A 13,126-nucleotide genomic window follows, 5' to 3' on the forward strand; every position below is an offset into this window, starting at 1 on the left:
TGCGTGTCGAGCGGGCCTAAACGTACTGTTCGCGCGCCGCGTCGAGCGCGGCCCGGAACGCCGGGAGAACGCGCTTCGCCTCGGCACCGTCCTCGACGAAGACGAGGAGCGAGGGCGGTGTCGTCGCGCGGGGGCGCGTGCGGAGGTCCGCGTCGTCCGCGGCGCGCTTCGCGGCGTCGAGACCGACCCCGAACTCGACGCGGACGCGCTCGGGGAGGACGAAGACGGACGCGACGCGCACGTCGCCGAGCGTGACGTCGTACGCTCGCGCCCCGGCGGGTGTCGCCTCGACGTCCGGGTCGGCGTCCGTCACGGCCGCGTCCGCGAACGGACCGGCCTCGCGGCCCGTGATCTCCGAGGCGAGCAGTTTGGCGATCCGCGTGCCGTCGTCGAGTTCGCGCTCGACCATTCAGAGGTCCTCTCCGGCCTTGCGAGCGGCCGCGGCGACGTCGACGCCCTCCCGACGCGCGTGGAGGACGGCGGCGACGTCGGCCGTCACGCCGAAGTCCCGCTGGAGTGCGTTGACGGCCGCGACGGTCTCCTGTCTGTCCGCCCCGGCCGAGACGACGGCGTCGAGCGCGGTCTCGAACGCCGAGCGTTCCTGAAACAGCGACTCGTCGGGCGAGAACTCCTCGGAGATGGTGACCGCGTCGAGGTCGAACGCCGCCACGAGGTCGCCCTCGTCGCGTTCGAGGAGTCCCTCGCCCGTCGCGACGTCGACGAGGCGTTTGGCCTGATCCGGGCTCATCCAGTCCCGGTCGAGCGAGAGGGCGACGACGAACTCGTGTTCGCCGAGCCGGTCGCGTCCCTCGGAGACGAAGGGCGCGCCGACGGCGACGCGGAGGCTCATGTGTCCGGAGAGCGCGCGCGACGGCCTAAAGACGGCGGGTTCCCACCGGATCGAACGGTTTTAGTACGTAACGACGCCATCTCGGGGTATGCAGAACCAGGGCCGCTCCAAGCGCACGAAGACGGGTGCGCGAACCCGCCCGCACTCGAAGAAGAAGAAGCACCAGCTCGGTCGCTCCCCCACGGAGACGACGGTCGGCGAGGGCCGCTTCCGCGTCGTCGACGCCCGCGGGAGCGGGACGAAGGTCCGCGCGCTCTCCACGGACGTCGCCAACGTCACCGACGACGGCGAAACCGAGCACGCGACCATCGAGGACGTCGTCGAGAACGACGCGAACCCGAACTACGCCCGCCGGAACATCATCACGAAGGGCGCGGTCATCGAGACGTCCGTCGGGCGTGCGCGCGTCACCTCCCGCCCCGGACAGGACGGGCAGGTCAACGCGGTCCTCGTCGAGTAACAACCACCGCCTCTCTCCTCCGTTCTCTCACCCGTCGAGCGACGGCGACGGGCCTCTCTCGGTGCGGGGACGCGGTCGGTCACGTCGTGGCGGGACTCGTCTACTGAGACGGGAGGGTCGACGAGGAGATATGCGGACGGCCGCGTCGACGCCGATGTGGGTCGGCCGAATCACGCGGGCTCGCAGCCGCGCGACGGGAGGACAGACAGATCCGGTAGTCGCGCGGTTCACTCGCACCGGTACCGGAGGCGCGGAGTCCGAGGACCCAGAGGAGGTCCGAAGGTGCTTTCGTCGTCGCCTTTGTCGGCCCCGGGGAAGCCGGGGTTGACAAGAGGGACTATTGGAACCCGATGTGACTGCCCTGCCGGCGGTCCTGCCCGGGCGTGTTACCGCCCTTGAACTGCTCCTCGACCTGGTCGTAGTAGTCGAGGATGTCCTCGGTGATGGTGGGCCGGACGTTCTCGAGGGCCGCGCGGAAGTGGCGCATCTCGACTTCCTCGGCCGAGTCGTCGTCGCGGAGCGCTTCGATGGCGGCCTCGCGGGCGATGGAGGCGAGATCGCTCCCGACGTAGCCGTCGGTGATCTCGGCGAGCTCGCGCAGCGAGACGTCGGGGGCGAGCGGCGTGTCCTGCGTGTGGATCTCGAGGATCCGCTCGCGGCCCTCGACGCCGGGCTGACCGACCATGACCATGCGGTCGAAGCGCCCGGAGCGGATGAGCGCGGGATCGATGATGTCGGGGCGGTTCGTCGCGCCGATCACCATCACCTCGCCCATCTCCTCCAGGCCGTCCAGTTCGGTGAGGAGTTGGTTGACGACGCGCTCGGAGACGTTGTTGCCGACCTCCTGCCCGCGACCGGGGGCCAGCGAGTCAAGCTCGTCGAAGAAGATCACCGTCGGGGAGACCTGCCGGGCCTTCCGGAAGGTCTGACGGATGGCCTTCTCGGACTCACCGACCCACTTCGAGAGGAGCTGGGGGCCCCTGACCGAGATGAAGTTCGCGTTCGTCTCGTTGGCGACCGCCTTCGCCATGAGCGTCTTTCCGGTGCCGGGCGGGCCGTAGAGGAGGACGCCCGCGGGCGGGTCGACCCCCATCCGGTCGAACTTCTCGGGGCTGCTCAGCGGCCACTCGACGGCCTCCTGGATGTCCTGTTTGGCCTCGGTGAGTCCGCCGACGTCGTCCCACGAGATCTTCGGTAGTTCGACGAGCACCTCGCGCATCGCCGACGGTTCGACCTCGCCGAGGGCGCCGCGGAAGTCCTCGCGCTTGACGATCATCCGGTCGATGAGGCTCGGCGGGATGTCCTCCTCGTCGAGGTCGATCTCGGGGAGGTAGCGTCTGAGCGCACGCATCGCGGCCTCCTTCGTGAGGCTCTCGATGTCCGCGCCGACGAAGCCGTGCGTCTCGCCGGCCAGGTGACCGAGGTTGACGTCGTCGGAGAGGGGCATGCCGCGCGTGTGGATCTTGAGGATCTCCTCGCGGCCCACCTCGTCGGGGACGCCGATCTCGATCTCCCGATCGAAGCGACCGGGGCGCCGGAGCGCGGGGTCGACGGCGTCGACGCGGTTCGTCGCCGCGATGACGATCACTTGGCCGCGGCCTTCGAGGCCGTCCATCATCGTCAGGAGCTGGGCGACGACGCGACGCTCGACCTCGCCCGTGACGTCCTCGCGCTTGGGTGCGATGGAGTCGAGTTCGTCGATGAAGATGATGGAGGGCGAGTCCTCCTTCGCGTCCTCGAAGATCTCCCGGAGCTGTTGTTCCGACTCGCCGTAATACTTCGAGATGATCTCCGGGCCGGCGATGGAGAAGAAGCTCGCCGACGTCTCGTTGGCGACGGCCTTGGCGAGCAGGGTCTTCCCGGTGCCGGGCGGCCCGTGGAGCAACACCCCCTGCGGGGGCTCGATGCCGAGCTTCTGGAAGATCTGGGGGTGTTTCATCGGGAGCTCGACCATCTCCCGGACGCGCTGGATCTCGTTCTGGAGGCCGCCGATGTCCTCGTAGGTGATACCGCCGCCGGTGCGCTCGAAGCCGCTGATGGGCTCCTCGCGCAGTTCGACGTCGGTGTCCTCGGTGACGAGGACGACGCCCTCGGGTTCGGTCTCGACGGCGATCAGCGGGATCGCCTGCCCCGGGGAGCGCATGAACGGGTGGTTCGTGGAGGACATGACGGGAACGATGTCTCGCGAGACGACCGGGCGCTTGAGGATCTGGCGTTTGACCATGCCGGCCGCGTCGCTTCCGAACTGGACGCTCGCCTCTTCGGGCGGCGCGAGGACGAGCGAGTCGGCCTTCTCGGCCTCCGCCTTCCGGATCTCGACGCGTTCGCCGATTCCGACGTCCGCGTTCTGCCGAGTGAAGCCGTCGATGCGGACCGTGTCGGTGTTCCAGTCCTGCCGGTCGGCCCGCCAGACCTTCGCGGCGGTGGTGTCGCCGCCCTCGATTTCGATGATGTCGCCCGGACTGAGCTTGAGGTGCAACAGCGTGTCGGGGTCGAGGCGCGCGATACCGCGTCCCGAGTCGTTCGGGTACGCCTTCGCAACCTCGAGTTGGACTTCGTTCATTGTCAGGGGTGTCCGATGTGGATGGTTTCTCGCCGCGCGAGGGAAACGTCTTCCCCCGGACGAGCCCTATGTGTCACGGTATCACATCCGGACACATAGCGCTGACGCTCGCACGAACATCGGCCGGTGTCGCCGAAGGGGCACGCTTTTCGCCGCCGCGCACCCCCTGCCGGTATGACCACGCTCGCTTTCGACGGCCGCACGGGCGCGAGCGGCGACATGCTCCTCGGTGCGCTCGTCGCCGCCGGCGCCGACCCGACCGCCCTCGAACGCGTCGAGGACGCCCTCGGCGTCTCCTACGACGTGACGACGGTGACGAAACGAGGGGTCCGCGCCGCGTCGGTGACGGTCGCGCACGACGCCGAGGCGCAGAATGCGACACCCGGCGAACGCGATCACGGCCACGGCGACGCGGAGCGCGATCACATCGGCGCGGAGAGCGACCACGGCGACGTGGCGGACGGTCACGACGACGCCGAGGGGCACGGCCCCCACCGGACCTACGCCGACGTCGTCGCCCTCGTGGAATCGATGGACCTCCCCGAGCGCGTCGAGACGGACGCGCTCGCGGTCTTCGAAGTGTTGGGTCGCGCCGAGGCCGCCGTCCACGGTACCGATCTCGACGACGTACACTTCCACGAGGTCGGGGCTGACGACGCCATCGCGGACGTCGTCGGCGTCGCGCTCCTCCTCGACGACCTCGATCCCGATCGGATCGTGACGACGCCCGTCTTCGCGGGGAGCGGCGAGGTGTCGATGCACCACGGCACGTACCCCGTCCCCGCGCCCGCGGTCGTCGAGATCGCCGAGCGCGCGTCGTGGCGCCTCCGCGGCGGGCCCGTCGAGGCCGAACTGCTCACGCCGACCGGCGCGGCGCTCCTCGCCCACTACGCCGAGGGCGTCGACGACGCCCCGGCGCTGCGCGTCTCGGAGTCGGGGTACGGTGCGGGGTCGATGGATCTCGGCGAGCGACCGAACGTCCTCCGCGCCGTCCTCGGCGGGGAAGGCGAGACGGAGTCCGAGCCGACCGACGGGACCGCGGCAGACGGAACGCGGAACGGACTCGTCCGCGACGACGTCGTCGTCTTGGAGACGAACCTCGACGACGCGCCGCCGGAGGTGCTCGGCGGTCTCCAGGACACGCTCACCGAGGCGGGGGCGCGCGACGTCTCCGTCGTCCCGCTGACGATGAAGAAGTCCCGGCCCGGCCACCTCGTGAAGGTCGTCGCGAAACCCGCCGACGCGGGGGCAATCGCGCGCCGTCTCGCCGAGGAGACGGGGACGCTCGGGATCCGCGAGACCGGCGCGAGCCACCGCTGGATCGCCGATCGGGAGTTCGAGACCGCCGAGATCGCGGTCGGCGACGAGGTCCACGAGGTAGCGGTGAAGGTGGCGCGCGACGCCGAGGGCGAGGTCTACGACTACAGCGCGGAGTACGACGACGCCCACGCGGTCGCGCGCGAGACCGACCTCCCCGTCCGAGAGGTCATGCGCCGCGCGGTCGAGGCGGTGCGCGCGGCTCGCGCGGGGGACTGATCACGGGGCGTCCGCCGGACGCTAACGCTACTCGCCCTCGTGTCGTTCGAGCGCCTCGTCGAGCGTCAGTTCGCCCGTGGCGACCCGGCGGGCGAGGTCCTCGGTGATGGTGCGGTTCTCGGCGGACCGCTCGCGCGAGCGCTGCTTGATGACGTCGAGCTCGCCGGCGGTCGGTTCGAAGCTGCGCCCGCCGACGACGTCGCCCGTCAGGCGCGCGATGTTGACGGCGGCGAGCACGTCGTCCATCCCGCGCGCGCCGCGTCCGAGGTAGGGCGTCGTCCCCGTCTCGTCGACGAGCTCGACCGTCACGTCGTCGAGGCCGTCGATGATCCGCACGCCGTGGCGGCGGGCGCCGTCGCCGACGCGGACGAGCGGATCGGGGGCGTCCGCGACTTCCTCCAGCACGACGTCCGCCGCGTCCGCGACGGGGACGTGGAAGACGGCGACGACGAGATCGCCCGAGAGGACGGCGATTCCGGGTCGCGGCCCGGGGTCGACACCGACGACGGTGCGCCCGCCGCCACGGAGGAGGGTCAGGGCCTCCTCGACGGCCACGCGGGGATCGTCCGGGTCCGCGACGACGACGTCACAGGGGACGTCCACGTCGTCTCCGGGGCCCGTGATGACGGCGTCGGTGTCGGCGGGCAGGGGGTCCCCGGGTTCGACGGTCGTGAACGCGACACCGCGCTCGCGGAGTTCGCCGACGACCTCGTGGTAGACCTCGAAGTCGTCGGTGTCGACGACGATCACGACGGGACGCACGACGAGCGCGGGCAAAAACCTTCCCGGGCGTGGGTGGAGGCGCGACCCCGGGTATCGGCGCGTTTTTCCCGAGCGGCGCGCTACTGTCGACGAATGAGTGCACTGACGACGGGGTGTGCGCCGCTCGACGACCTCCTCGGCGGCGGACTGGAGCGCGAGGCGGTCACGCAGGTGTACGGCCCGCCGGGCGCGGGGAAGACGACGGTCGCGCTCGCCGCGGCCGCGCACGTCGCCGCGAACGGCGGGACCGCTGTCTACGTCGACACTGAGGGGCTCTCGCCCGACCGCTTCGAGCAGGTGCTCTCGGCGGTCGCGGACGACCCCGACGCCGCCGCCGAGCGCATCGTCGTCAGCGAGGCCCACGACTTCGACGAGCAGGCCGAGGCGGTGAAGGACGCGGAGGGGTTCGCGGAGCGCGCGGACCTCCTCGTCCTCGACTCCGCAACGGGGTTCTACCGGCTGCGGCGGACCGAGGCCGGAAGCGAGAACGGCGAGGCGCTGCGCGAGGTCGCACGGCAGGTGACGCACCTCCTCTCGCTCGCGCGCAAACACGAGCTCGCGGCGCTCGTGACGAATCAGGTGTACACCGACCCTGACGCCGACCGGACGCGCCCGCTCGGCGGGCACACCCTCGAACACTGGACGGCGACGGTCGTCAGACTCGAACGGTTCCGCGGCGACGCCCGACGGGCGATCTTAGAGAAGCACCGAGCGAAGCCGACGGGAGAGCGCGCGCGCTTCGAGATTACGGATCGGGGACTCGAGGCGCCCGCGGACGGTACCGACTTCTAGAGTTCGCCGAGCTTGCGGAGGAGCTGTCCCTGGTACTCCTCATCCGCCTGCACGCCCTTCACTTCGAGGACGTTGCGTTCGAGCGTGTCGAGCGCCATGTAGTAGGCGTTGTCCGCACCGTAGCCCTCGCCCGTGCCGGCGATCTGGCCCTTGTTCGTCCGGAGGCGGATCTGACACTGGATGAGCGGCGTGCCGCGCAGGCGCTCTTTGTGTTCGTGGAAACGCACGTGGGCGTGGCGGACGTGCAGCTTCGAATACTTCTCCGTGACCTGTTCGATTCCCTCACGGACGTCCTCACGGGCGAGGGCGTCGAGGAGATCGATGCCCGTGATCTGGACGTCCATGTGCTCCTCTTCGGTGTAGGAGAGCGCGCGCAGCACGTCGGTCTTGGTCAGCACGCCGGCCACCGTGTCGGGTTCGTTCTCCGTGGTGACGATGAGGCCCGCGTAGTCGTTCTCCAGCATCGTGCGCACGGCCGACTCGACGCTGTCGTCGGGGCGGATCGTCGTGACGGGCTCGGACATGACGTCGGCGACCGGGAGATCGAGCATCCGCTCGACCTCGCCGCGTCGGTCGCCGCGCGTCGTCTTCTCGATATCGCGCGTGACGAAGTGGACGAGGTCGTAGGTCGTCACGACGCCCGTGAGGTCGCCGTCCTCGTCGAGGACGGGGAGCCGCGAGATGCCGTGCTCGCGCAGGCGGTTGATGACCGTCCCGACGGTGGCGTCCTCGTCGACGGTGACGACGTCCGCGGTGTAGATCTGCTCGACGGTCAGCGCGTCGAGATTGTCGAGGACCGCCTCGAGGATGTGGTCTTCGGTGACGATCCCCCAGAGCCGGTCGGCCTCGAAGACCGGCGCGATCTTCGTCCCGCCCTCGACGAGCTTCCGGGCGACGTCACGGACGTTCTCGGTACGCGTGAGCTTCGGGGCGTTGCCGCTGGGGTTGGCGAGGGTGATCGCGCGCGTGTCGTCCTCGATGTGCGAGCTGAGGAGCTGCTTTTGCGTGATGACGCCCTCGTACTCCGCGCCGCCCGCGCGCGTGACGATGACGCCCTTCGGGTTCTCGTCCTCGAAGAGGGCCCGCACTTTCCCGAGTCGCTCTTCGGCGTCGACCTCGGTGTAGTCCTGCGTTGCGATATCGGAGATGTCCATGTACCCGCGGAGTTGGCCCGGGAGGGTCTAAAGGGTTGTTGCAGGCGCCCGCGAACCGCCGTTTCGCGGAACCGACGTGGCAGCCCTCAGCGGTGCGCCGAAAGACGTTTCAGAGTGTACGTGGTAAGCCCAAACATGGGAGAGCGTGTCTGCTACCGCGAGTTCTGTCCGGAGTGCAACGCCCCGGTCACCCACCTCGATGGGACCTGTCCCGACTGCGGCGCGACCCTCGACGGATAGGCGCGTCTCGGTCAGGACGACGCCGCGACGTCGAGGCGCAGGCCGCCGGAGTCGGTGACGACGAGCGTCGCCGTCGTCCCCCGCTGAGCGACGGCCTCCGTGACCGTGACGTTCCGCGCGACGCGCTCGTCGTCCAGTCGCGCCTCGATGCGGTACGTCGTCCCCGCGTCCGCGTTCGTCGACGTGAGCGTCGTGACGCGTTGGCGCTCTCCGGGTGCGAGCGTGACGTTCTCGTCGCTGCGGGCGTCCCCGTGGGCGTGGATCGAGACGCGCACGGTGTGGTTCGCGTCATCGTGGTTCACCGCGTGCATCGGGAGCGCGTACGTCCGGAGTTGCGTCTGCGTGTGGTCGCCGACGGGCGCGCCCGAGCACCCCGCGAGTACCGCGAGGCACGCCACGAAAGCGACGAGGAGGCCCGAACGTGACACAATCGAGACTAGTCGAGCGGATCGGTAAGTGTCTTCGGGACGACGAAAACGGAGAGGGGTCCTGCAACGACGACCGGGCTGAACAGACCACGAGGATCGCGTTCGCCGAGCGAGCGGCTTGAAAAGCCCGAGCGAGGGGATTCACAGCGCGCTTCGCGCGCTGGCCGACGACCGAACGGAGCGAAGCGAAGTGAAGAGGAGTGCTTTTGGCCGAGCTTTTGCTAGCGCTAACGGAGTTAGCGCGCAGCAAAAGGTCGAGTGGGTTGGGGCGGATTTGAACCGCCGGCCTCCTCCATGTCAAGGAGGTGTCATAGCCTGACTAGACCACCAACCCGCACGGCGTCGCGTGCTTCCGAACGCATCTCTCCGTTACCCCCGGTCACAGTTGAAGGTTTCGAACCGGAGCCGGCGAGGGGACGACTCTCACCCGCCGTGAGCGCGACAGGCTTATACCGGTGTACAGACTTGTACATCATAGGCCGATATCGTACACCGGTGTCCACCATGCAGGACTACATCGAACGCGTCACCGACGGGGAGGACCTCACGCTGGAGGCGGCACGCGCCGCCGCGACCGCCGTCTTCGACGGCGCGAGCGACGCGCAGATCGGCGCGCTGCTCGCCGGGTTGCGCGCGAAGGGCGAGACGGAGACGGAGATCGCGGGCTTCGCGCAGGGGATGCGCGACGCCGCGATCACGATCGATCCCGACCGGTCCCCGCTCGTCGACACCTGCGGGACGGGCGGCGACGACTACAACACGATCAACGTCTCCACGACGTCCGCGATCGTCGTCGCCGCGGCGGACGTTCCCGTGGCTAAGCACGGCAACTACTCCGTCTCCTCGTCCTCGGGGAGCTCGGACGTCCTGGAGGAGGTCGGCGTCGACCTCGACGCCGCGCCCGACGCCGTGGAGAACCACATCGAGACCTACGGGATCGGGTACATGCACGCGCCCGCGTTCCACCCCGCGATGAAGGCCGTCATCGGGCCCCGACGCGAGCTCGGGATGCGGACGATATTCAACGTGCTGGGGCCGCTGACGAACCCGGCGGGCGCGGACGCGCAGGTCCTCGGCGTCTACGACCCCGACCTCGTCCCCGTGATCGCGAACGCGCTCACGGAGATGCCGGTCGAGGACGCCCTCGTCGTCCACGGGAGCGGCCTCGACGAGATCACGATCCACGACGAGACCGTCGTCGCGGAAGTCCACGGCGACGACGTCGAGGAGTACACGCTCACGCCCGTGGACCTCGGGCTGGCGCGCTCGCCGATCGACGCCATCGCGGGCGGCACGCCCGAGGAGAACGCCGCCGATCTGCGCGGGATCGTCGAGGGCGACGTGACGGGCGCGAAGCGCGACGTCATCCTGGCGAACGCGGGGGCGGCCGTCTACGTCGCCGGCGAGGCGGACACCCTCGAAGGCGGCGTGGACGCCGCGCGCGACGCCATCGACACCGGTGCGGCCGCCGAGACGCTGGACGCGCTCCGCGGCGCGAGCGTGGAGCAGTGACGATGCCCGGACGGACCCGCACGAAGGTCTGCGGACTGACGAACGCAGACGACGTCGCGGCGGCCGTCGACGCGGGCGCGGACGCCCTCGGGTTCATCGTGGACGTGCCGGTGGACACGCCCCGCGAGATCAGTCCCGAGCGCGCCGCGACCCTCGTCGGGGCGGTGCCGCCGTTCGTCTCGACGGTACTCGTCACGATGGCGCCCATCGAGTCGATCCCGGCGCTCCACGAACGGGTGGGGACCGACGCGGTGCAGGTCCACGGGGACGTCGACGTCGGGGCGATCGATCGGCTCGCCGGCGACTGCGACGCCGCGCTGGTCAAGACGGTCGACGCGGCGAAGCCCGAGTCAGCACGCGCGTACGCCGACGCCGCGGACGCGCTGCTGGTAGACTCGACGGACGAATCGGGTGCGGGCGGTACCGGCCGAACGCACGACTGGACGGCGACGCACGACCTCGCGGCGTCCCTCGACGTCCCCGTGATCCTCGCGGGCGGGCTCACGCCCGCGAACGTCGCGGAGGCGGTCGGGGCGGTCGACCCCTACGCGGTCGACGTCGCGTCAGGCGTCGAGTCCGAGGGCGGCGTGAAGGACCACGACGCGGTGCGGGCGTTCGTGTCGAACGCGGCAGGCGCGTCCGCCGACGGTGCTGAGGTGTCGGCCTGATGGCGTTCGACGTGTCTCGCGAGGCGTTCGCAGAGCGCGCGGCCGGCGACGGTCCGGGCGTCGTCTACGCCGAGGCCGAGATCGACGCCGCGGTCACGCCGCTGGGCGCGTACGCGGCGCTCGCGGACGGGGACTACGGGTTCCTCCTCGAATCCGCGGAGAAGACCGCGGCCTCCGACCCGGGCGGGGCGTTCCGGCCGCGCGACGCGGTGGGCGATCGACACGCGCGCTACTCGTTCGTCGGCTACGCCCCGGACGCGGTCGTGAGCGCGACGCCGGACGGCACGACGGTCGAGCGCCTCGCGGACACGCGCGCGGCGGCGAGCGTGACGCCGGGCGACGGCGACGTCCTCGATCAGCTCCGCGGGGCGTTCCCGGACGCCGAGCGCCGGGGCTTCCCCGAGAGCGAACGCCAACTGCTCGACGGCGGCCTCGTGGGGTTCGTCGCCTACGACGCCGTCTACGACCTCTGGCTCGACGAGGTCGGCGTCGAGCGCCCGGCGACGCGCGTGCCGGACGCGGAGTTCGTCCTCACGACGCGCGTCCTGCGCTTCGATCGGGCGACCGGAACGCTCTCGCTCGTCTGCACGCCCGTCGTCGACCCGGCCGAGGACGACGTCGGGGCGATCTACGACGGCCTGGTCGCGGAGGTCGAACGCGTCGAGGACGCGCTCGCGGGAGCCGGCGAGCCCGAGACCGGCGGCTTCGACCCCGTGGCCGAGAGCGCGGGGCCACGGGACGAGTACGAGGCGGCGGTCGAGCGCGCGAAGGAGGCGGTGCTCGACGGCGAGATCTACCAGGGCGTGATCTCGCGGACGCGCGAGCGCGAGGGTGACCTCGACCCGCTCGGGCTCTACGCGGCGCTCCGCGAGATCAACCCCTCGCCGTACATGTACGTCCTGCAGCACGGCGAGCGGACGGTCGTCGGCGCGAGCCCGGAGACGCTCACGAGCGTCCACGGCGACGAGGTGCTGAACAACCCCATCGCGGGCACCTGTCCGCGCGGGACGAGCCCCGTGGAGGACCGGCGGCTGGCGGGCGAGATGCTCGCGGACGAGAAGGAGCGCGCGGAGCACACGATGCTCGTCGACCTCGCGCGCAACGACGTCCGGCGCGTGAGCGAGGCCGGGAGCGTGCGCGTCCCCGAGTTCATGCGCGTCCTCAAGTACAGCCACGTCCAGCACATCGAGTCGACGGTGACCGGCCGCCTGCGCGACGACCTCGACGCCTTCGACGCGATCCGCGCGGCGTTCCCCGCGGGGACGCTCTCCGGCGCGCCGAAGGTCCGTGCGATGGAGCTCATCGACGAGCTCGAACGCGCGCCGCGGGGCATCTACGGCGGCGGCGTGGGATACGTCTCGTGGACGGGCGACGCGGACGTCGCCATCTGCATCCGCACGGCGACGGTCGAGCACGGCGCGGGAACGGCGGGCGCGGACGTCGTGCGCGTCCGCGCGGGCGCCGGCGTCGTCGCGGACTCCGATCCGACGAGCGAGTACGAGGAGACGGAGAAGAAGATGGGCGGGGTGCTCGACGCGCTGGACGCGATCGCGCGGATCCCCGAGGAGGCGTCCCGATGAAGGTCGTCTTCGTCGACAACTTCGATTCGTTCACGTACAACCTCGTCGAGTACGTCAGCGAGCACCGTGGCGTCGAGACGGCGGTGCTGAAGAACACGGCGACGGCGGCCGAGGTCGCGGCCGAGGAGCCGGACGCGCTCGTGATCTCGCCGGGTCCGGGCCACCCGAAGAACGCGCGGGACGTCGGCGTCACCGCGGACGTCCTCACCGGCCTCAGCCACGAGGTGCCGACCCTCGGCGTCTGTCTGGGGATGGAGGCCGCGGCGTACGAGTACGGCGGGTCGGTCGGGCACGCGCCCGCGCCCGTCCACGGGAAGGCCTACCCCGTCGACCACGACGGCGCGGGCGTCTACCGCGACCTCGAACAGGGGTTCCAGGCGGGGCGCTATCACTCGCTGATCTGTACCGAGATCCCCGACTGCTTCGCCGTCACGGCGACGACGGAGCACGCGGGCGAGACGCTCCCGATGGGGATCCGCCACGAGACGCACCCGATCGAGTGCGTCCAGTTCCACCCGGAGAGCGTGCTCACGGGCGTCGGCCACGACGTCGTCTCGAACTTCCTCGCGGGCGTGTGAGGC

Annotated in this window: 13 protein-coding genes and 1 tRNA gene; 7 read left to right on the top strand and 7 right to left on the bottom strand. The window is 70.5% G+C overall.

Annotation, left to right across the window (positions count from 1 at the left end):
- Positions 1 to 16: 16 nt before the first annotated feature.
- Positions 17 to 409 carry a DUF7993 family protein gene (locus J2754_RS08235; protein WP_211087156.1) on the bottom strand — a complete coding sequence of 131 codons (393 nt, stop codon included), beginning with the start codon at positions 407 to 409 and terminating at the stop codon, positions 17 to 19.
- On the bottom strand, positions 410 to 850 hold the full coding sequence (locus J2754_RS08240; protein ID WP_211087157.1) for a DUF2240 family protein: 441 nt from the start codon (positions 848 to 850) through the stop codon (positions 410 to 412). It abuts the gene before it with no gap.
- Positions 851 to 938: 88 nt separating this feature from the next.
- Here J2754_RS08240 and J2754_RS08245 point away from each other — a divergent pair, with 88 nt between their 5' ends.
- Positions 939 to 1,310, top strand: coding sequence for a 30S ribosomal protein S8e (locus tag J2754_RS08245; protein ID WP_211087158.1), 372 nt, complete (start codon positions 939 to 941; stop codon positions 1,308 to 1,310).
- Between the two features lie 337 nt (positions 1,311 to 1,647).
- Here the strand turns inward: J2754_RS08245 and J2754_RS08250 are convergent, their stop codons facing one another.
- A complete protein-coding gene (locus J2754_RS08250) occupies positions 1,648 to 3,873 on the bottom strand; it encodes a CDC48 family AAA ATPase (RefSeq protein ID WP_211087159.1) in 2,226 nt (741 codons plus the stop codon).
- A gap of 174 nt (positions 3,874 to 4,047) precedes the next feature.
- Here J2754_RS08250 and larC point away from each other — a divergent pair, with 174 nt between their 5' ends.
- Entirely contained in the window at positions 4,048 to 5,409 is a 1,362-nt protein-coding gene (gene larC, locus J2754_RS08255; protein ID WP_211087160.1) for a nickel pincer cofactor biosynthesis protein LarC, read from the top strand.
- A gap of 27 nt (positions 5,410 to 5,436) precedes the next feature.
- Here the strand turns inward: larC and J2754_RS08260 are convergent, their stop codons facing one another.
- On the bottom strand, positions 5,437 to 6,159 hold the full coding sequence (locus J2754_RS08260; RefSeq protein ID WP_211087161.1) for a hypothetical protein: 723 nt from the start codon (positions 6,157 to 6,159) through the stop codon (positions 5,437 to 5,439).
- A 105-nt stretch (positions 6,160 to 6,264) separates the two neighbouring features.
- Between J2754_RS08260 and radB the strand changes: the two genes are divergently transcribed.
- Complete coding sequence (gene radB / locus J2754_RS08265; protein WP_211087162.1) at positions 6,265 to 6,963, top strand: DNA repair and recombination protein RadB; 699 nt, start codon at positions 6,265 to 6,267, stop codon at positions 6,961 to 6,963.
- Here radB and J2754_RS08270 read toward each other — a convergent pair.
- The 3 genes from J2754_RS08270 to J2754_RS08280 all read right to left on the bottom strand — a co-directional run bounded on the left by J2754_RS08270 (position 6,960) and on the right by J2754_RS08280 (position 9,119).
- Entirely contained in the window at positions 6,960 to 8,117 is a 1,158-nt protein-coding gene (locus J2754_RS08270) for a CBS domain-containing protein (protein ID WP_211087163.1), read from the bottom strand. The genes radB and J2754_RS08270 overlap by 4 nt on opposite strands.
- Positions 8,118 to 8,368: 251 nt before the next feature.
- Complete coding sequence (locus J2754_RS08275; RefSeq protein ID WP_211087164.1) at positions 8,369 to 8,785, bottom strand: Ig-like domain-containing protein; 417 nt, start codon at positions 8,783 to 8,785, stop codon at positions 8,369 to 8,371.
- A gap of 259 nt (positions 8,786 to 9,044) precedes the next feature.
- Positions 9,045 to 9,119, bottom strand: a tRNA-Val gene (locus tag J2754_RS08280).
- 170 nt (positions 9,120 to 9,289) lie between these two features.
- On the opposite strand from J2754_RS08280, the gene trpD reads away from it, so the two are divergent.
- The 4 genes from trpD to trpG are packed head-to-tail and all read left to right on the top strand — an operon-like array spanning position 9,290 to position 13,123.
- Positions 9,290 to 10,297, top strand: coding sequence for an anthranilate phosphoribosyltransferase (gene trpD, locus J2754_RS08285; protein WP_211087165.1), 1,008 nt, complete (start codon positions 9,290 to 9,292; stop codon positions 10,295 to 10,297).
- A gap of 2 nt (positions 10,298 to 10,299) precedes the next feature.
- Positions 10,300 to 10,965, top strand: coding sequence for a phosphoribosylanthranilate isomerase (locus J2754_RS08290; protein ID WP_188876792.1), 666 nt, complete (start codon positions 10,300 to 10,302; stop codon positions 10,963 to 10,965).
- Positions 10,962 to 12,545: an anthranilate synthase component I gene (gene trpE / locus J2754_RS08295; RefSeq protein ID WP_425350984.1), complete on the top strand. Its 1,584-nt coding sequence runs from the start codon at positions 10,962 to 10,964 to the stop codon at positions 12,543 to 12,545. Before J2754_RS08290 ends, trpE begins: the two co-directional genes overlap by 4 nt.
- Positions 12,542 to 13,123, top strand: coding sequence for an anthranilate synthase component II (trpG, locus tag J2754_RS08300; protein ID WP_211087167.1), 582 nt, complete (start codon positions 12,542 to 12,544; stop codon positions 13,121 to 13,123). Before trpE ends, trpG begins: the two co-directional genes overlap by 4 nt.
- Positions 13,124 to 13,126: the final 3 nt, after the last annotated feature.

Origin of the sequence: Halarchaeum nitratireducens, from assembly GCF_017874695.1 — an archaeon.
GTDB lineage: Archaea > Halobacteriota > Halobacteria > Halobacteriales > Halobacteriaceae > Halarchaeum > Halarchaeum nitratireducens.

Coding starts and splice junctions, on each gene's coding strand:
- radB (WP_211087162.1), top strand. CDS start 6,265: ATGAGTGCACTGACGACGGGGTGTGCGCCGCTCGACGACCTCCTCGGC.
- J2754_RS08240 (WP_211087157.1), bottom strand. CDS start 850: ATGAGCCTCCGCGTCGCCGTCGGCGCGCCCTTCGTCTCCGAGGGACGC.
- trpG (WP_211087167.1), top strand. CDS start 12,542: ATGAAGGTCGTCTTCGTCGACAACTTCGATTCGTTCACGTACAACCTC.
- J2754_RS08270 (WP_211087163.1), bottom strand. CDS start 8,117: ATGGACATCTCCGATATCGCAACGCAGGACTACACCGAGGTCGACGCC.
- J2754_RS08250 (WP_211087159.1), bottom strand. CDS start 3,873: ATGAACGAAGTCCAACTCGAGGTTGCGAAGGCGTACCCGAACGACTCG.
- trpD (WP_211087165.1), top strand. CDS start 9,290: ATGCAGGACTACATCGAACGCGTCACCGACGGGGAGGACCTCACGCTG.
- J2754_RS08235 (WP_211087156.1), bottom strand. CDS start 409: ATGGTCGAGCGCGAACTCGACGACGGCACGCGGATCGCCAAACTGCTC.
- larC (WP_211087160.1), top strand. CDS start 4,048: ATGACCACGCTCGCTTTCGACGGCCGCACGGGCGCGAGCGGCGACATG.
- J2754_RS08245 (WP_211087158.1), top strand. CDS start 939: ATGCAGAACCAGGGCCGCTCCAAGCGCACGAAGACGGGTGCGCGAACC.
- J2754_RS08290 (WP_188876792.1), top strand. CDS start 10,300: ATGCCCGGACGGACCCGCACGAAGGTCTGCGGACTGACGAACGCAGAC.